The following is a 19743-nucleotide window of genomic DNA, read 5'->3' as shown; positions in this document are numbered from 1 at the left end:
TGTATTAAATCATGCTGTTTTTCAGTATTTTACAAAAACAATCTAAAACTTAGCTTTGTATTTCAATTGGTAATTTTTAGGAGTGGTATTATATATTTTTTTAAACTCACGGTAAAAATAGGAACGGTTATTAAAACCCGATTGGTAGCAAACTTCAGAAACGGTCAATACATTTTTACGCAAAAGTTCCGCTGCATACTTCAATCGTATAGTCCGAATTAAATCACCGGGAGTAAACCCGAAAAGCTGTTTAATTTTTCGATACAATTGCGAATTACTGATCCCTAATTCTTTCTCAATAAATAAACTTTGAAGATTTTCATTGTCAATATTATTACGGATAAGTTCAATCACCTTTTTTATAAAATCTTTTTCCTCGTTATTTATGGGAAGAGCAGATAAATTTTCAACCAAAGTATCTTGGGAAAAATGTTTTAATATGAGTTCTTTTTCTTCCAGCAATTTTTGGATTCGCACTAATAAATGATCGGGATAAAAAGGTTTCGGAATATAAGAATTAGCACCGCTTTCCAAACCTTCAATTCTATGTATAACCGAATCTTTTGCCGTAAGCATAATAAACGGAATATGACAGGTTTTGATGTCTGTTTTGATTTTTTTGCAAAGTTCTACACCATCCATCAAAGGCATCATTACATCGCTAATGATAATATCAGGGATTTCTTTTTCAAGAATTTCTAAGGCTGCAACACCATTATAGGCTGTAATAATTTTATATTTTTCTCCTAATAAATCATCCAAAAACAGATGAATTTCTTTCTCATCTTCGACTATTAAAACCGTTTTACGATTGTCTTCAAGACCTTCAAGCGATGAAATTTTATTTGGAGTATCATCAGACTTGCTTGGAATTTCTTCAAGGATATTTTTAAGATGCTGAGAAATCAAAATCGGGCTTGCTTCTACATCCAATTCTTTTTCGCTGAATGCGTCTTTGCTGCAAGGCACCAGAATGATAAAGGTGGTCTTCTCATTGGCAACGCTTGAAACCAAAATTTCGCCTCTTAATACTGTAACCAGTTTTTTAATATAGGCCAATCCAATACCTGTTCTAAACATATCATGATCAATCCCTTTATTCGTGTCAGACAGAAAAAATCGATCAAAGAGAGAATCTAATTTCTCTTTTGGAATTCCTTTACCGGTATTTACAATAGTGATGGTTAATCTTTTTGAACCCTCATCCTGAATGTGGAATTTAAGATCAATCTTTCCATATACAGGAGTATATTTAAAAGCATTTGACATTAAGTTAAATACTATTTTTTCAATTTTATCCTTATCAAACCATCCGGGTAATGAAGACGGAATATCGAGATTATAATCTATATTTTTATCTAATGCCCATTCATCAAACAATTCGGCGATTTGCTCTATCAAGTTAACCAAATCAAATTCCCTTGCAGTCACTTCTAAATAATCATATTCCGCTTTTCTGAATTCCAATAATTGCTGTGTTAGAAACAATAATCTTGAAGAATTACGCTGAATCATCTGAATGAACTTCTGATTTCTTTCGCTGAGATTTGCTGTTTCTGATAGTTTTTGAACAGGCCCAACAATCAAAGTTAAAGGAGTTTGAAATTCATGGGCGACATTCGTAAAAAAGGTAAGCCTGTTTTCGTGAAGTTCTTCTTCTCTTTGTCTAAGCAGCATATTTTGGCTCAATGATTGGCGTTTTTTATAATAACTCAAGACAAAGAGTATAAAAAGTGCAATCAATACTAAATAGATTACAGTAGCAAGATTTGATTGCCAGAACACTGGTTTGATACGAATATCAATAGCATGAACCGGTTTACTCCAAACCCCATCGCTATTAGTCCATTTTATCCACAAGGAATAATTTCCCTTAGGAACATTGGTAAAAGATATAATTCTTCGATTATTAATTGCGTTCCAGTCCTTATCAAAATTCATCAATTGATAGGCATATTGGCATTTTTCGTTATTGATATAGGTCAAAGCCGCTAATTCGATGTCAAAAAAGTTTTGATCGTGATTTAAAACGATTGAAGGGTGAGTATTAGAATTGGGAGCTATCACTAATCCCTGATAATATGGAGTCGCTTGATTTTGTCCGCTAATTTTATCAATAAGAATATCTGGAACAAGGGAGGATTCTTTTATTTTTTGAGGTAAAAAATAATTAAATCCTTTTATTCCTCCCATAAAAACAAAATCCGACTTAAGATCTTGGTAAAAAGCCCCATCTGCAAATTCATTATTTTGCAGTCCTTCGTTTTTTGTATAATTAATAAATTTAGAACTATTAAGTATAAAATTTGACAGCCCGAAATTGGTACTTATCCAGAGATTAGATTTTTTATCAGAGACAATTCCATGAATGGTATTATTGGGAAGTCCATCTTTAACAGTAAAACTTTTAAAAACGGCGCTTCCGTCACTTTTTAAATCTTCCAATAAGTTCAACCCAAAACTGGTTCCTATCCAAAGTCTGTTATTAGCATCCTTCTGCAAACACAAAATATCATTATTGGATAGACTTTTGGGGTCATTCTTGATGTTTTTATAAGTGCGAAATTGACCTGATTCTTTATCAAATAGATTCAAACCTCCCAATCGGGTTCCTATCCAAAGCTGATTGTCATTCTTCGGAATTATCGAAAAAACAATATTGCTACTTAACGATTTATCACCAGTGTTATTCGCCAGATATTTCTTGAATTCGGTTACTTTTAATTTTTCTCCTGAACGCTCTATTTTACAACGAACCATCCCATAGCCATTAGTTCCAAGCCAAATAAATCCTTTTTTATCCTGATAAATAGAATAGGTTGACTTAAAATAATCACATTGTTCATTTCCATCAATTTCTGACCAACTGATAAGCCTTGATTTTTTTAAGTCAAAAACAGTAATGCCATCTCCGTCAGTTCCTATAAAAACCATATTATCTTGCCCTTTGCATAAAGCAAATACGGCATTATTAATGGAGCTGTTACTTTCATTAAAGTTTTCATATTGTAACGCTTTCTCCGGGTTTAGATAAAAATTAGACGGAAAGCGAAATAATCCTTTCCCTTTTATTCCAACTAAGAAAGAATGGCCTTCCACTTCCAAAAATGTTCTGACAATACCTCCATCAAGATCAGGAACCTGAGCTTTAGAAATTAAATTAAAGGCTTTTTTTAGCGGATACATTTTAAATAATCCATCGCCATCAGTTCCTGTCCAAAGCACATTTTCTGTCCCTTGAATTAATGTTGTGATCTTTTGATTATTCAGGTATTTCAACCATGGTTTGGCAATACTCTTTCCTGAGTTATCGATAATAAAATATCCTGATTCGCCAGAAATCACCAGTCCTTCAGAAATATGCCCGATGATGGTTTTAATTTTTTTATCTGGAAGTGCCTGAGTTTTTTTATCCGCCAAAGAATGTAAAACTGCGTTTCCTGTTGTTGAGATACTGCAGATTTTCTGATTGGATATGATTCCAAACGTCCGAATATTTTTTGAAACTAATTCCGCTTTTGAAATTATTTTTTTGCCGTTATTCGTAGTTTTAAGCGACAAAGCATAAAGTTCATTGTTCTCAAACAAGACCAATAGTTCGCCTGTAGGCGAGAACTCCATTTTTTTAACTGCTTTTTTTGAAAAATTTTTAACGATTAACAATTGAAAAACAGCACCATCGTAGTAACCAATTCCCCAGTCTTTTACAGCACAAAATACTTTTTTTGAAGTATCAAGTGCCATATTAAATTCTGATTCTGACAACGGAGGCTTATTTTCTCTGGAAAAATAATACTTTTGAAATGTATCCGTTTTTTTGTCATACCTATTAATTCCATGAATAGTCAATATCCAAATTCTTCCCTTATCATCTTCATCAATTTTAAGGATCACCTGATTACTCAGGCTGTTTTCATTATCTAATTCAGGTCTGAAAATTTTAAAACTATTTCCGTCATATCGATTCAAACCATCCCAAGTACCAATCCAAAGCAAATTTTCAGAATCCTGAAAAATAGAATTAACAGAACTATTTGACAATCCCTTGGTATTATCAAGTTGTTCCAAGGAATATTTTTGGTCTAAAGTTTTAGATGAATCTATAAGCGGTTTATTATTATGGATTTCAGATCTCTTATCTCTCTGATGATGAGCCAATGAATTATCTAAAGATGCAGATTTTTCTTTATTGTTGCAAGAAACAAGTCCTATAAAAACAAGGCTGATGAATAAATTTTTAAATTTCAATATAATATTTTTTTGGTTTTTCTGAAATGAATAATGCTATTATAAAACTATTGTATCTGTTATTTTTATTTTGTTGTTGCAACATATATGAAGTTAGTATCCCAATCATTTTGACGGTATATAACTTATACAAAAAAAATAAAATTTAATAAAATCGAAGTAATTATTAAGTAATCAAATGTACAAAAAAAGTCATCATTAGAATAAGATTGATGGGCAAGCTACATATGTAAGAATTCAACTATTTTAACTTAAAATTGTTCTGAAAAAATTAAATGAACATAGCTAATTGATTACAAAAGACGTAATATGCTTTTAGAATTTTCATGAACTTGTTCTACAATTAGCTCACCTCTTAATAGAACACCAAAACTATAACTGTCTGCTTTTAGACATTGCTATCAATGATGCTTCTGATCTCTATATAAACTTATTATATACTTAGCATTTCCTCTAAAATAGCAAACCATGTTGAATTCCACATTGCCAATTTATTTAAATCATATATAAAATGGTTTGCAATTACACTATCAAGGTCAGTTATAAGAGAATCAGTGAGCATGTTTGGTGAGCTAGATGATGCTGCGTGAAATGATTTTAGTCATTGATTGCAAAATTTTTAAAGCATCAAAAAATGTTAAAATCAGCATAAGGTTTTTGGCTGTAATCCCTATTGAAACCGGAATCGAAATGCCCTCCAATAATCCTTTTAAACTTCTGACGCTTCACTCAAAAGGTTCAAATCTTCCAATAAAAGGTTCTAGTTTTGTACCAAGAGGTTCACTTAAAACGATACTAGAAATAGTATCGTTTTTTTTTGTTTTTATATTTCCTGAAATTCCTTTAATTATTCTATTTTTATAAAAAAATAGCGTTTATGATTTCCTGCTTCAAACCATTTATACTCCTTTGTTCTGTTTTTTGTATTGTTTCCTGCAAATCGCAAACCATCATTTCTGATGCTCAAGAAAAAAACAGTTCAATTATCAATGATACTACATTTGTAAATTTAAAAGAATACAGCCAGGATTTTATCTATGATATGAAATATGCTACAACCGATAATTTCCTAAAAGCAAAAGTGTATGATTGTGCGGAATGTTTTTTACGGTTAAAAACCGTTACTGCACTTGTTGAAGCTAATAAGAAGTTTATAAAAAAGGGCTATAAAATCAAAATTTTTGACTGTTACCGCCCTTTGGATATTCAGAAAAAAATGTGGAAAATAGTATCTAACCCGGAATATGTTGCAAATCCTGCTAAAGGTTCTATCCACAATAGAGGAGGAGCAGTAGATATTACTCTGGTTGATAGCAATGGGAAAGAGTTGGATATGGGGACTTCTTTTGATTTTTTTGGAATTGAAGCGAGCCACAATTATCCAAATGTTTCAGATGAAGTAAAACAAAACAGAATAGTATTGAAAACAATTATGACAAATAGTGGTTTCAATTCTTTTGATTCAGAATGGTGGCATTACAATTTGAAGTCAGGTTTGAATGATAAAGTCTCTAATACTAAATGGGACTGTAAATAGCCGCTATTCAATACATTTTAAATTGTCAATGAAATACGTTTCCGGATTGTAAATTTCATTTGTTAATTCTGATTTAAACTCTTTTTTGAGGATATAATCTTCGGTATCTGTCAAATATTTAATACGCATCATTGATACTGGAGAGCTTTTTAATTCTTCAAAGCTATCTTTCATAAACATGAAAATACCGGTATTAACTCTATTATCAAATCCTTTATCATCGCGTAACATGGTACCGCAATTTTCTTGATCGATATGTACCAATGTGATTATTTTTCCATTATTTAACTGTAAAAATAATTTAGAATTTTTATCAAAACAATTCGCTTTCAAAAAGTCTTTACTTTTTTGAATTAACTGCACACTCAATGTTGGTAATCCATCTGTTAATGCCAAAGAATAAAAAATATAACTGGAATTCCCCGCGAAATTTTTCTCGTTAATTATGTATTCTTTTGTTGATTTGTATGTGCCTAAAGAATCGGTAACATTTGTACTGTAATCACAAGGTTTTTGAGCAAATATATGCAGACTGAAGAACAATAAAGTTAGTGTAATAACGTATTTCATTTTTATGATATTTTGGTGCAAATTAAAACTATTTTATGATTATTTTCATCAGTTGTGAAAAAACAATATGCATTTCCTCCATCTTTTATTTTCCATTTTTTTCGAATGGTTTCTACGCTGTCAGGAAAATTACGGGTTGTAATATTTGCCTGAGTCTTTTCTAAATGACTTTTCATTTCCGTTTTGTTATAAGGAAATGTCTTTTGAATTTCAAAAATGCGCCCTGGAAAGGATATTAAGGCAGTTGATGTGTATAAATGAGAATGTTTTTGTAGTTTGTTTAGATTATAAAATGAGCTTACTTCATCAAATCCACCTGATTTCATAATAGCGCTATTGGGTTCATATAAATATCTTTGAGGTAAACTAAAGTTTGGAAATTGAGAATCCTCGCCCAAAATAAAATCAAATGTTTCGGTTTGATCCTTAACAATGTTAACGGTTTTGATATTTATATTTCCAAAATAATCTTTGTGCAATTCCCATAATAATTCTTTTACTTCATTCTCTAAGGCTACGATATGAATGGTTTTTACATGTTTTAATTCAGATAAACCCGCTGATATATCAAGAAGAGGGGCAGTTTTTATTAGAACAGCATTTGAATTGGTAAAATAAAAATCAAGATTTTCCGGAACATTAGGTAAACAATCTTTAAGCATAAATACTTTTCCCTTGTCATCATTTCGTCTGGAAGGATCAATGTAAATCCAGTCCCATTTTAAATTTAAAGAAGACAAAGTTGCTAAGCTGTCTCCAGTGTAACAGGTGATATTGGAAACATTTAATTGTTTGAAATTGTGTTTTACTAGATTTGACAGCTCTGGATTGATTTCGCAATGTGCAACTGTTTTTATTTTTTTTGCAAAATAGTAATCATCAACTCCAAAACCTCCTGTTAAATCAATTAGAGATTCGCCATTTACAATTGAAGCTTTATAGGCTGCTGTTTTTTCGGATGAAGTTTGTTCTATTGAAATTTTACTTGGATAAATAATGTTTTTGGTTGAGAACCAATTCGGCAATTTATCTTTTGCTTTTGTTTTAGCTTCAATTTGGTTCAAAATAGAAATCCAATCTACATCTGGAAATGGATTTTTTTGCAGTGCTAACTTCGAAATGCTTTTGCTAATATTGTCATTGATAAACGTCTGTATTTCGACATTTAGAATCCTTATATCCAAAATTAAATATCTTTAGTTAATAGTTGAATGATTTTGTTTTCCGGGAAGAATTCTTTACCTATTACTTTAATTATGGTGTATAAAGGAACTGCCACAATCATTCCTAGTATTCCAAAAAGGAAACCTGCAATTAAGATTACAAGAAATATTTCCAGCGGATGTGAACTTACGCTTTTAGAAAAAATAATTGGCTGAGATAAATTATTATCGATAATTTGAACAATCCAAAAACCAATTAAAACATAAATGGTGGTCGGTAAAATTTCAGATTGGAAATCACTTCCCAGATTGCTTAACATAGTTAGAATTGCCGCTAAAAAGGATGCTATAAGAGGACCAATGTATGGGATAATGTTCAAAACCGCACATAAAAATGCAATAACAAGGGCATTTGGAACTCCAAAAATAAACAATACAATTAGGTATAAAAGGAATACAATAAATAATTGAAGTAATAATCCAATAAAATAACGCGACAACAAGTAGTTTATTTTTTCTAAAGAATTTAAAATCTGATCTTCATGGTTATTTTGGATTAATTTTTTTGCTCCTAAAATGAATATTAACCGGTCTTTCAGAAAGAAAAAAGTAATAAATAGTACTGAACCTAATCCTACACTCAAACTACTAATTGTGCCTAGAATTGTATTTAAAAAGTTAGGGATGAAATTAAAATTTATTTTAGAGGTAATGTTTGCTTCCTTTAAAACTTGTGCGGAATCAATTTGGTGGTTGTCTAAAAAAACAGTGATTTGATTGATTAACTGGACTATGTTTTTTTCAATTTCTGTTGTATTTAAAAGCGACAAATTTTCTCCTTGAGATAAAATCAAAGGAATGAACATCATTATAAAACCGAATATGATTAGTATAAAAATAAACAAAGTTGCTATTGTTGCAAAGAGATGATTGAACTTTAATCTTTTTTTGAAAAAGTCTAAAATAGGATTTCCAATTAATGTAAGTATAAAAGATACAACTAGATAAATTAGTACAGATTGAATTTTATAGAAGAAGAACAAGATTAAACCAACTAAAACCGTTGTTATTAATGCTTTGAGAATGCCATTTGAAATGGTTTTAGATGTAATCATATTGCTATTTTAGGTTATAAAGATAAAAAAAACTCGCTAACAAGTAGCGAGTTTTAAATTCTAAAAAATTAAAAAATTATATTCCGAAACCTGCTCTTGCTCCGCCTGAAACAAAAATTGCAGCCATTCTTGATTTTTGACCGTTAGAGAACATGTACATTCCTGCATCATCAGTATAATCCATGTAGTTCATTGTCATTTCTACTGGATTACCAGTACAAGTGCTATAATGTGGGTAAGCTGGAACACCATAATTAGCCGTGTTGTGTGTAGGTGTGTCAGAAACCAAATCACTTCCGCAAGTTGCATCGCCCCAAATGTGACGTAAGTTCATCCAGTGGCCCACTTCGTGGGTTGCAGTTCGTCCTAAATCAAATGGTGCAGAAGCTGTTCCTGTATTTCCGAATGCATTATCATCGATAACAATTCCGTCTGTAGAAGGAGCTCCGCCTGGGAACTGTGCATAACCTAAAATACCTCCACCCATATTACAAGACCACATGTTCAATACGGTTGTAGGTGTTGTAGGAGCGATTCCTTTTGCTGACTTCTTCATGGCGTTATTTGTCGACCATGAAGTTGTATTTGTAGATTTTCTAACGACACTTTGCAATACAAAAGTAATTCCTACATTGGCTTTTACACCTGAAAATAAAGCAGGAACTGAATTATAATCTGAGTTAGTCGCATTGAAATCTTGATTCAACACATCAATTTGAGACTGAATTTGTGCCAATGAAATGTTTTGAGCTGCTGTTCTGTACAATACATTCACTACAACCGGAATTTCAACTTTACCGTTTACCAAACGATTGGCTAACATCGCTTTTTGTGTAAAAGCTTCAATTTCGTTCATTCTTAAAGCTAATGTTGGATCGGCTTTCAATTGCGCTTCCAGTACTTCGTGTGATGCACAACCACGTTGAACGATTGAGTTTGTTGATGGAGCGGTTGATTCGGTTTCTTCATTTTGACATGAAAAAAGCATTATAAATGCCGTTGCGGATAAAATAATTTTTTTCATAATTGCAGTTTTTTATGTTGTAAATTGCTCTTTATCAGGTTAATGATAAGCAATTTACGATTATTTTCTCATTATAATGCTAAGGAGGCGTAAAATAATTGACTGCAAATCAGGGTTTTAGAAATTGTTTTTTTATAAATCACAAATTGATTGTTCATTATTCAAAACAAAAAAACTCGCTAACAAGTAGCGAGTTTTAAATTCTAAAAGACTAAAAAATTATATTCCGAAACCTGCTCTTGCTCCACCTGAAACAAAAATTGCAGCCATTCTTGATTTTTGACCGTTAGAGAACATGTACATTCCTCTATCGTCAGTATAATCCATGTAGTTCATTGTCATTTCTACTGGAGTACCAGTACAAGTGCTGTAATGTGGGTAAGCTGGAACGCCATAGTTAGCAGTGTTGTGTGTAGGTGTGTCAGAAACTAAATCACTTCCGCAAGTTGCATCACCCCAAATGTGACGTAAGTTCATCCAGTGACCTACTTCGTGAGTAGCTGTTCTTCCTAAATTGTAAACACCAGAAACTGTTCCGACACGTCCAAAAGCATTGTTGTCCATTACAACTCCATCAGTAGCAGAAGCTCCGCCAGGAAATTGTGCATAACCAAGAATACCACCACCCATATTACATGACCACATGTTTAAAACTGTAGTAGGTGTTGTAGGAGCAATCCCTTTTGGTAATTTTTTCATAGCATCATTTGTAGACCATGATGTTGTAGTAGTAGATTTTCTAACAACACTTTGTAAAACGAAAGTTATACCAACATTTGCAGCAACTCCAGAGAATAAAGCAGGAGTACTGCTGAAATCTGAATTAGTTGCATTGAAATCTTCATTCAATACATCAATTTGAGATTGGATTTGAGCATCAGAAATGTTTTCTGCAGCAGTTTTGTACAATACATTTACTACTACAGGAATTTCAACTTTTCCATTTACTAAACGACCAGTTAGCATTGCTTTTTGAGTAAATGCTTCAATTTCGTTCATTCTTAAAGCTAATTTTGGGTCAGCTTTTAGTTGTGCAGCTAGAACTTCTTGAGATGCACAACCGCGTCGTGCTAAAGCACTAGTTTCTGGTGCTGCTTCTGTTGTGTCATTTTGACAAGAGAAAAGCATCAATAATGCTCCGGCAGATAAAAGAATTTTTTTCATAAAATTTTTGTTATAAATTAATAGATTTGGTTAATTATTTCACAATTTTATAACAATTTTTTCACAAAAAAAATTTTATTAAAAAAAAAATTTAAAAAAAATTTAAAAAAAAAATCATTCTATTGATTTTACTGCTTTTAGCTAATTTCACGATTTTTGATTTAGAAGTACTTTCATACAATTTTTTTTAGTAAAATTCTAAATCTAAAAAATATAGTTATAATGAAGTCATTTAAGAGATGTTTTGCCATTAAATAAAATAATGTCATAAATGTATATGAAATTAATGTTTTTTATTTTTGTTGGAAGTAAACTTTTGGATGTTATTTTTAATAATTGTAGGTGTAACATCTATTTCTTTGAGAGATTTTTTTGTCCATCCGAATTCGGAATTTTTTTTAAATTATTTAGATCAAACAAATAAAAAAATATCATTTATAAAGAAAACGACCTATTCAAATCTAAATTTGAATAGGTCGTTTTGAAATGGAATCTTGAAAACAGAACTCTTAATTATTAAAAATATAACTAATAATATTGGCACCCATTTTTAATGCTTTCTCCCGAACATCAATCGGGTCGTTATTGACTTCTGGATCTTCCCAACCGTCCCCTAAATCACATTCATAGGTGTAAAGCAACACTAATTTATTTTCTACAAATATTCCGAAGGCTTGTGGTCGTTTTCCATCGTGCTCATGTATTTTTGGCAATCCGTTTGGGAATGAATACGGTTTTTGAAAAATGGCATGATTGGCTGGGATTTCGATTAAGTCACTATTGGGGAATATTTTTTTTATTTCTTTTCGAATATATTGATCCATACCATAGTTATCATCAATATGAAGAAACCCTCCGGCGAGTAAATAATTTTTAAGATTATTAGTGTCAGCATCATTAAAAACAACATTTCCATGTCCTGTCATGTGGATGTACGGATACGAAAATAAATCTGGGCTGCTGGGTTCAACAGTTGACGGTTTTATTTTTATTTTGGTATTGATATTGGCATTGCAATATTTTATCAAATTGGGTAAAGAAGTAGGATTTGCATACCAATCACCACCACCGCTATATTTAACCAAAGCAATTTCTTGTGAAAATGTTGGTATTGAAAATAATAACAGTAGATAAAATATTTTTTTCATAATTATATAAAATCAGTTCTTATTTTTCTTCATTGACAAAAATTACACTATGACAGGCAACAATTGCTGCGGTTTCAGTTCTTAATCTAGTATTGCCTAATGAAACTGGTATAAAATTATTTTCAAGTGCTAAAGCAATTTCTTTTTCCGAAAAGTCACCTTCTGGACCTATGAGTAATGTTATATTCTCATTGGGTTTCAAAACTGATTTTAGTGTTTTTTTCTCTGTTTCTTCGCAATGTGCAATCAGTTTTAAACCTCCTTTTTCAAGTTTAATAAATTCTTTGAAAGTTACAGCATCATTTAATTTGGGCAAATATAATTCATTAGATTGCTTCATAGCTACCAACAAAATTTTATCAAATCGTTCATTATTAATGACTTTTCGCTCAGAATGATCACAGATAATAGGTGTGATTTCGTGTATGCCTATTTCGGTTGCTTTCTCCAGAAACCATTCATAACGATCATTCATTTTAGTTGGTGCTACCGCCAAATGCAAATGAAATTTTGAAGCTGGTGCTTTTTCAAATGAAAGAATTTTAACGGTGCATTTGCTATCCGAAGCTAATGTAATTTCTGTTTTAAATAAAAAACCTAATCCATTGGTTACAAATAATATATCTGTATCTTTCTTGCGTAGTACTTTAATGATATGTTTGCTTTCTTCTTTTTCAAAAGAAAAAGTTTCTGTAGATTCAGTAATATTTGGATTGTAGAATAATTGCATAATTTATAATTGTATTCTTGCTTTAGAAACGACAGAAGAAGTTTCAAATTTTTGTGATAAAAACTTTTGATAACCTACAATTCCAATCATTGCAGCATTATCGGTAGTGTATTCAAATTTAGGAATAAAGGTTTTCCAACCGTATTTATTCTCTGTTTCTTTTAATGTGCTTCGGATTCCTGAATTTGCAGAAACTCCTCCGCCAATTGCGATTTGCTTTATTCCGGTTTCCTTTACTGCCAATTTTAATTTGTCCATTAAAATTTCAATAATCGTATGTTGAATGGAAGCGCAAATGTCATTGAGGTTTTCGGCAACGAAATTCGGATTTTCTAATTTTTTCTTTTGAATGAAATATAAAATAGCCGTTTTTAAACCCGAAAAGCTGAAATCCAATCCTGGAACTTTTGGTTTTGTAAATGCAAAGGCTTTTGGATTTCCTAATTGTGCATATTTGTCAATTAAAGGACCGCCTGGATAGGGAAGACCCAATATTTTTGCACTTTTATCAAAAGCTTCACCTACCGCATCATCAGTGGTTTCTCCAATAACAGTCATGTCAAAATAGCCGTCCACTTTTATAATTTGAGTATGCCCGCCGCTAATGGTCAAAGCCAAAAAAGGAAAAGTAGGTTTCTCATATCCTTCTTCATCTATAAAATGGGCTAAAACGTGTGCTTGCATATGGTTTACAGCAATCAAAGGAATTTGCAAAGCAAGAGCAATCGATTTTGCAAACGAACTTCCTACTAAAAGTGACCCCATAAGTCCCGGACCTTGTGTAAAGGCAATTGTCGATAGCTGTTCTTTTTGTATATTTGCATTACGAAGCGCGGCATCTATTACCGGAACTATGTTTTGTTGATGTGCACGAGAAGCTAGTTCAGGAACCACGCCACCATACTGATTATGTATAAGCTGATTTGCCACAACATTTGACAACACTTTATCGTTTTGTAAAATGGAAGCAGCGGTATCGTCACAGGAACTTTCGATGGCAAGAATAAAAACCTCAGGATTTTGCATAAAAAGGCACAAATTTTGAATTACATTTGACAAGTCGATTATAAAAATCGTTTTGTAGCAGCCAAAATTAAAGAATTTTTATTTAAGGTGCTTCCGTTTCCAAAGGCAAAATGAAATATTAGAAAATTTAAATAGTATATAGGTATCAAAAAAATTAAAAAAATAGTATTTCGTTCTCTACTTGGACTAATCCTACTTTTGTTGGTGCTTGCTATTGCTCTTACCATGCCATTTGTTCAAACAAAAATTGCTCGATATTTTACAAATAGTATCAATAAAGATTTTGGTACTAATATTAGCATTGATGAAGTTGCCATTTCAGTTTTTGGAGGGGTAAAATTTAAAAAAGTATTAATTCGTGATCATCATAAAGATACTTTAATTTATTCCAATAGAATTTCAACAACTATTTTAGAAGGTAAAAAAATGCTCGATGGAGATTTAATCTTTGATGATTTAGATTTGCATGGGCTACTTTTTAATTTAAGAACGTACAAAAACGAAAAACAATCGAATCTCGATAAGTTTATTGCCGCTTTTGAAACTGGAAGACCATCAAGCAAGAAATTTTTACTAAAAGCAAACAAGTTGAAAATTTATGATGGTCATTTTATTTTGACAGATGACAATCGTGAGAATCCTAAAGATTTAGATTTTACTAAACTTAACGCTTCTGTAACTGATTTTAAAATATACGGTCCAGATGTTACCACCATGATTGATAGAATGTCATTTTTGGATTTTCGTGGTTTGTATGTTAAAAATTTAAGCTCAAAATTCAGTTATTCAAGAAAGAATATAAAGCTGGAAAATCTTGATTTGTTGACCAAAGAATCAACATTGAAAGGGACGGTTTTATTAAAATATAAAATTGAAGATTTTTCTAATTTTACGGATAAGGTCCAGTTTGATATAAAATTAGACGCAGCATCAATTGCTTCAAATGACATTCGTTATTTTTATAAAGAATTAGGCAGAAACCAACATTTTTATACCAAAGCAAGTATAAAAGGAACTCTTAATGATTTGAAATTTAAAAATTTAGAATTAGTTGATGACCGTAAGACACGAATTAATGGTGATATCAATTTTAAAAATTTGTTTGCTAGAAAAGGGCAAAAATTTTCGATGTATGCTAAGTTTGATAAGTTAACGTCCAGCTACGATGATTTAATCGTAATACTTCCCAATATTTTAGGAAATAAATTACCTACTTCTTTAAAAAAATTAGGAAGATTTACCGCTAGAGGAATTTCTAGTGTTTCAACTACAGCCGTTGACGCTGATTTTTCTATGATTACCGCATTAGGAAAAGTAACTTCTAATTTAGAAATACAAAATATTGATGTAATTGATAAGGCTTCCTATTTAGGGAATGTGATTTTAGAAAACTTTGATATTGGGACATTATTTGATCAAAAAGAGTTAGGTAGCGTAAGTTTGAATATTGATGTAGATGGAAAAGGTTTTAAACGAGAATATCTTGATACTGAAATCAAAGGAGATATTAGTCAAATAGATTATAAAAACTACAATTACACTAATATTGTTGTCGACGGAAAGCTAAAAAGCCCTAATTATAAAGGTCAGATATCTATAAATGATCCTAATTTGAGTATGACTTTTGACGGTTTATTGGATTTAAGTAAAAAAGACAGCCGATACGATTTTCATATCAATGTTGAAAATGCAGATTTAACTAAATTAAAATTAGTAAAAGATTCTGTTTCTATTTTTAAAGGTGATGTTGTAGTTGAGGCTTCTGGAAACAATATAGAAAATTTTCAGGGAAATGTTTACATTAATAAAACGTCTTATCAAAACAAAAAGGGAATCTACAATTTTGATGATTTTACTATAATTTCCAGTTTCGACCAAAACAGAATAAGAACCATAACAGTAAACTCTCCGGATATTGTTGAGGGTGAAATTGTAGGTAAATATGAATTCAATCAATTAGAGAATTTAGTAAAAAATTCTTTGGGAAGTCTTTACACAAATTTCAAACCTAGTAAGGTAAAAAAAGGACAGTTTCTTAAATTTAATTTCTCGATTTATAATAAAATCATCGAAATATTTTATCCTGATATTTCAATTGGTTCTAATACTATAGTTAAAGGTAATATAGATTCTGATAATCAAGAATTTAAACTTAATTTCAATTCGCCTCAAATCATAGCTTCCAATAATATATTTGATAACATTAGAGTTTCGGTAGACAATAAAAATCCACTGTATAATGCTTACATTGAATTGGACAGTATCAAAACTAAATATTATAAAATTCGTGATTTTAGTGTGATAAATGTGACCATGAAAGATACTTTGTTCTTTCGTTCTGAATTTAAAGGCGGATCAAAAGGAGAAGATTATTTTAATCTGAATTTATATCATACGATCAATGCTGCCAATAATAATGTAGTTGGAATCAGTAAATCAGAAGTTAAATTCAAGGACTATCTTTGGTTTTTGAATGAAAATGAAACGCCAAATAATCAGATTGTTTTTGATAAATCATTTAAAAACTTCAATATTGATAATATAATATTGTCGCATGAAAATCAGTCTATTTCGTTAATGGGTGCTTTTAAAGGCGCGAATATTAAGGATTTGAAATTAAGCTTTAAAGATGTAGATCTAAACCAAATTACGCCCGCCAATAATAAGTTTGTTGCGCATGGAAATATTAATGGAGAGGTAAATTTCAAGCAAAATAATAATGTTTATCAGCCCACATCTTCTATCGTAATTGATAATTTGAATGTAAATAAAACGGATTTAGGTACTTTGAATTTTGATATTGAAGGCGATGAAAGTCTCAGAAAGTTTGCAATAAATTCTAATTTAGAAAATGAAAATTTGGAATCCTTTAATGCGAATGGAAGCTTTGAAATAGTTAACAAAGAAACGATTCTTGATTTAAAACTAAAATTCGAGAAGTTTAATATTGCAACTCTAAATTCATTGGGCGGAGAAGTTTTATCGAATATTAGAGGTTCTATATCTGGAAATTCCACTATTGAGGGAAATCTTAAAAAACCAAATATAAATGGACGTTTGTTTTTAGATAAAGCTGGTATAACTATTCCGTATTTGAATGTTGATTATGCATTGAGTAACAATACAATTATTGATCTTACTGATGAGAAATTCCTGTTTAGGAATAATACACTTACGGATACTAAATACGGAACAACAGGGAAATTAAACGGAAGTATTGAACATAATAATTTTGCAGATTGGAAATTAGATTTAGCTATTAATTCTAAAAGGCTTTTAGCGTTAGATACTCAAGACAGCGAAGATGCCGCTTATTATGGAACTGCTTTTATCAATGGTATCGCCACTATAAAAGGACCAACGAATTCTTTGTTTATAAAAGTAGACGCAAAATCTGAAAAAGGAACGGCTATAAAAATCCCTATTAATAATGCCGAAAGTGTAAGTGATAATGTTTTTCTTCATTTTGTGACTGCTCAAGAAAAATACAATTTGAAAAATGGTATTACTGATAATACCAGAAATTATAACGGACTGGAATTAGAGTTTGATTTTGATATTACTCCAGATGCCGAAGTAGAAGTGATTTTAGACCGAAATACTGGTCATGGAATGAAAGGAAAAGGTTTTGGATCATTATTGTTTAAAATAAATACTTTAGGAAAATTTAATATGTGGGGAGATTTTCAGGCGTATGAAGGAACCTATAATTTTAAATATGGAGGCCTTATTGATAAGAAATTTGCAGTTAAAAAAGGAGGTTCTATTTCTTGGGAAGGTAATCCGATGAGAGCGCAATTAAACCTAGAAGCGGTATATAAAACGACAGCAAATCCTGCGGTATTATTAGATAACTCATCTTTTAATACTAAAGTGCCTGTTGAAGTAGTTATTGGTATTCGAGGCGATTTGACCAGTCCAGAGCCTGATTTTAATATCGAATTTCCAACAGTAAGTAATGTTTTGAAATCAGAAATTCAATATAAATTAAATGATAAGGATGTAAGACAAACACAAGCCTTGTATTTGTTATCATCTGGTGGCTTCTTAAGTCCGGAAGGAGTAAGCCAATCTGATTTTTCAGGAAGTTTATTTGAGACAGCTTCTAGTATATTAGGTGGAATCATACAATCTGATGATGAGAAATTTAAAGTGGGTCTCAATTTTATTGGTGCCGATAGAAGAATAGGAAAAGAAACGGATGGACGATTTGTAGCAACAATTTCATCAAAAATAAATGAAAGGATTACAATTAACGGAAAACTAGGTGTTCCTTTTGGAGGGATTAATGAATCAGCAATTGTAGGAGATGTTGAAGTTCTATATAGAGTTAATGAAGACGGAACACTTAATTTACGCCTTTTTAATAAAGAAAATGACATTAATTATATAGGTCAAGGAATTGGGTATACACAAGGTTTAGGGGTCTCCTATGAGGTAGATTTTGATACTTTTAAAGAGTTAGTCAATAAAATTTTTAAAAACCTAAAAATTGACAGAGCTACCGTGCCAGTTGCCGAAGATCAAGATTCTGATATGTCTCCAGATTATATAAATTTTTCTAAGCCTAAGAAATCCAGTACAAAAAAGATCAAGAAAAATCAAGAAGGTTTACTTCCTGAGGAAAACTAATGAGTTGGTCTTTTCAAATTTAATACTATGAATTCTGAATAAGAATGCAGTTCAATAAGAATAGCTATTAATAATTCATCTACCAAGCGCAGTATATAATAATAATTATTTTTTAAAGTAGAGAGCGGAAAAATACTCTTTTTACATCTTAGTAATAAATAGTTACTACATTGTGTTGGTTTGCAATCAAAAAAATAAGTAAATTGTTAATTATCAAATAAAAATCAATTTTTATTCAATTTTGTTAAATAAAATCCTTTTTATTTTGGTTTTTTAAAAACTTATTAACGAAAACGTTTGAATTTAAAACGCTTTACTAATTTATTAAAAACACAGCATTCAAAAGTGCTGAATGTTTGCTAATTTTACACTTTAATACTTAAATAATGCCAAAAACAATAAAAAAAGTTGGCGTTCTGACTTCGGGAGGTGACTCGCCAGGAATGAATGCAGCTATTCGATCAGTTGTTCGTACATGTGCTTATCATAATATAGAATGCATAGGAATTTATAGAGGATACCAAGGAATGATTGAAGGAGACTTCAAAGAAATGGGACCTCGAAGTGTAAACAACATTGTAAATAAAGGAGGGACGATTCTTAAATCAGCTCGATCTTTAGAATTTAAAACTTCAGAAGGAAGAAAAAAAGCACACGAAAATCTTACTAAAGCAGGAATTGATGCTTTAGTAGTAATAGGAGGTGACGGTACTTTTACTGGAGGTTTACTATTCAATACTGAATTTAATTTTCCAGTAATGGGAATCCCGGGAACTATTGATAATGATATTTTTGGGACGAGTCATACTTTAGGGTATGATACTGCTTTAAATACTGTAGTAGATGTAATTGATAAAATTAGAGATACTGCAAGTTCTCACAACCGATTATTCTTTGTAGAAGTAATGGGAAGAGATGCTGGGCATATTGCTTTGAATGCAGGTATTGGTGCTGGAGCGGAAGAAATTTTAATTCCTGAAGAAAATTTAGGATTAGATAGATTATTAGAGTCACTGCAAAAAAGTAAAGCTTCGGGTAAATCATCCAGTATAGTTGTTATTGCTGAAGGAGACAAAATTGGTAAAAATGTATTCGAATTAAAAGATTATGTTGAAGCTAATTTACCTGAATACGATGTTAGAGTTTCGGTTTTAGGCCACATGCAAAGAGGTGGTTCCCCATCTTGTTTTGATAGAGTATTAGCCAGTAGATTAGGTGTAAAAGCCGTTGAATCTTTATTGGAAGGAAAGTCAAATTATATGGTTGGATTGCAAAATGATAAAGTAGCGTTAACGCCTTTAGAACAAGCAATTAAAGGGAAAACAATGATTGATAGAGAATTATTGAGAGTTTCAGACATTATGTCTACATAAGGGGTTAAAGTTT

Annotated in this window: 12 protein-coding genes; 3 read left to right on the top strand and 9 right to left on the bottom strand. The window is 31.2% G+C overall.

Features of this window, described 5'->3' with window-relative positions; genetic code table 11:
• Nucleotides 1–42: 42 nt before the first annotated feature.
• Nucleotides 43–4248, bottom strand: a complete 4206-nt coding sequence (locus tag E0H99_RS10860; protein ID WP_131995160.1) for a two-component regulator propeller domain-containing protein — start codon at nucleotides 4246–4248, stop codon at nucleotides 43–45.
• Between the two features lie 877 nt (nucleotides 4249–5125).
• Between E0H99_RS10860 and ddpX the strand changes: the two genes are divergently transcribed.
• Nucleotides 5126–5785 carry a D-alanyl-D-alanine dipeptidase gene (gene ddpX, locus E0H99_RS10855; RefSeq protein ID WP_131995157.1) on the top strand — a complete coding sequence of 220 codons (660 nt, stop codon included), beginning with the start codon at nucleotides 5126–5128 and terminating at the stop codon, nucleotides 5783–5785.
• Between the two features lie 3 nt (nucleotides 5786–5788).
• On the opposite strand, the gene E0H99_RS10850 is transcribed toward ddpX, so the two are convergent.
• From E0H99_RS10850 to tsaD, 8 genes are all read right to left on the bottom strand, one after another.
• Entirely contained in the window at nucleotides 5789–6355 is a 567-nt protein-coding gene (locus E0H99_RS10850; RefSeq protein WP_131995154.1) for a hypothetical protein, read from the bottom strand.
• A 2-nt stretch (nucleotides 6356–6357) separates the two neighbouring features.
• Entirely contained in the window at nucleotides 6358–7539 is a 1182-nt protein-coding gene (locus E0H99_RS10845) for a THUMP-like domain-containing protein (RefSeq protein WP_131995151.1), read from the bottom strand.
• Nucleotides 7540–7541: 2 nt separating this feature from the next.
• Nucleotides 7542–8633, bottom strand: coding sequence for an AI-2E family transporter (locus E0H99_RS10840; protein ID WP_131995148.1), 1092 nt, complete (start codon nucleotides 8631–8633; stop codon nucleotides 7542–7544).
• Nucleotides 8634–8709: 76 nt separating this feature from the next.
• Nucleotides 8710–9657: a zinc metalloprotease gene (locus tag E0H99_RS10835; protein WP_131995145.1), complete on the bottom strand. Its 948-nt coding sequence runs from the start codon at nucleotides 9655–9657 to the stop codon at nucleotides 8710–8712.
• Between the two features lie 219 nt (nucleotides 9658–9876).
• On the bottom strand, nucleotides 9877–10821 hold the full coding sequence (locus E0H99_RS10830) for a zinc metalloprotease (protein WP_131995142.1): 945 nt from the start codon (nucleotides 10819–10821) through the stop codon (nucleotides 9877–9879).
• A 509-nt stretch (nucleotides 10822–11330) separates the two neighbouring features.
• Nucleotides 11331–11969, bottom strand: a complete 639-nt coding sequence (locus tag E0H99_RS10825; protein WP_131995139.1) for a DUF4159 domain-containing protein — start codon at nucleotides 11967–11969, stop codon at nucleotides 11331–11333.
• Between the two features lie 19 nt (nucleotides 11970–11988).
• Nucleotides 11989–12699 (bottom strand): 16S rRNA (uracil(1498)-N(3))-methyltransferase, encoded by a 711-nt coding sequence (locus tag E0H99_RS10820; RefSeq protein WP_131995136.1) that lies wholly within the window; start codon nucleotides 12697–12699, stop codon nucleotides 11989–11991.
• Between the two features lie 3 nt (nucleotides 12700–12702).
• Nucleotides 12703–13725: a tRNA (adenosine(37)-N6)-threonylcarbamoyltransferase complex transferase subunit TsaD gene (gene tsaD, locus E0H99_RS10815; protein ID WP_131995133.1), complete on the bottom strand. Its 1023-nt coding sequence runs from the start codon at nucleotides 13723–13725 to the stop codon at nucleotides 12703–12705.
• Between the two features lie 225 nt (nucleotides 13726–13950).
• Between tsaD and E0H99_RS10810 the strand changes: the two genes are divergently transcribed.
• A complete protein-coding gene (locus E0H99_RS10810) occupies nucleotides 13951–18357 on the top strand; it encodes a translocation/assembly module TamB domain-containing protein (protein ID WP_131995130.1) in 4407 nt (1468 codons plus the stop codon).
• Nucleotides 18358–18743: 386 nt separating this feature from the next.
• Nucleotides 18744–19730 carry a 6-phosphofructokinase gene (pfkA, locus tag E0H99_RS10805; protein WP_131995127.1) on the top strand — a complete coding sequence of 329 codons (987 nt, stop codon included), beginning with the start codon at nucleotides 18744–18746 and terminating at the stop codon, nucleotides 19728–19730.
• Nucleotides 19731–19743: the final 13 nt, after the last annotated feature.

It is taken from the genome of Flavobacterium sp. GT3P67 (assembly GCF_004349155.1).
In the GTDB taxonomy this organism is placed as follows: Bacteria; Bacteroidota; Bacteroidia; order Flavobacteriales; family Flavobacteriaceae; genus Flavobacterium; species Flavobacterium ranwuense.
Note: the sequence above shows the minus strand (reverse complement) of the source record. Positions and strands in the feature narration are given on the sequence as shown.

Excerpts from the sequence above, each read along its gene's own strand:
- E0H99_RS10840 (WP_131995148.1), bottom strand. The coding sequence starts at position 8,633 with ATGATTACATCTAAAACCATTTCAAATGGCATTCTCAAAGCATTAATA.
- E0H99_RS10810 (WP_131995130.1), top strand. The coding sequence starts at position 13,951 with ATGCCATTTGTTCAAACAAAAATTGCTCGATATTTTACAAATAGTATC.
- tsaD (WP_131995133.1), bottom strand. The coding sequence starts at position 13,725 with ATGCAAAATCCTGAGGTTTTTATTCTTGCCATCGAAAGTTCCTGTGAC.
- E0H99_RS10825 (WP_131995139.1), bottom strand. The coding sequence starts at position 11,969 with ATGAAAAAAATATTTTATCTACTGTTATTATTTTCAATACCAACATTT.
- E0H99_RS10830 (WP_131995142.1), bottom strand. The coding sequence starts at position 10,821 with ATGAAAAAAATTCTTTTATCTGCCGGAGCATTATTGATGCTTTTCTCT.
- E0H99_RS10820 (WP_131995136.1), bottom strand. The coding sequence starts at position 12,699 with ATGCAATTATTCTACAATCCAAATATTACTGAATCTACAGAAACTTTT.
- E0H99_RS10850 (WP_131995154.1), bottom strand. The coding sequence starts at position 6,355 with ATGAAATACGTTATTACACTAACTTTATTGTTCTTCAGTCTGCATATA.
- pfkA (WP_131995127.1), top strand. The coding sequence starts at position 18,744 with ATGCCAAAAACAATAAAAAAAGTTGGCGTTCTGACTTCGGGAGGTGAC.
- E0H99_RS10835 (WP_131995145.1), bottom strand. The coding sequence starts at position 9,657 with ATGAAAAAAATTATTTTATCCGCAACGGCATTTATAATGCTTTTTTCA.
- ddpX (WP_131995157.1), top strand. The coding sequence starts at position 5,126 with ATGATTTCCTGCTTCAAACCATTTATACTCCTTTGTTCTGTTTTTTGT.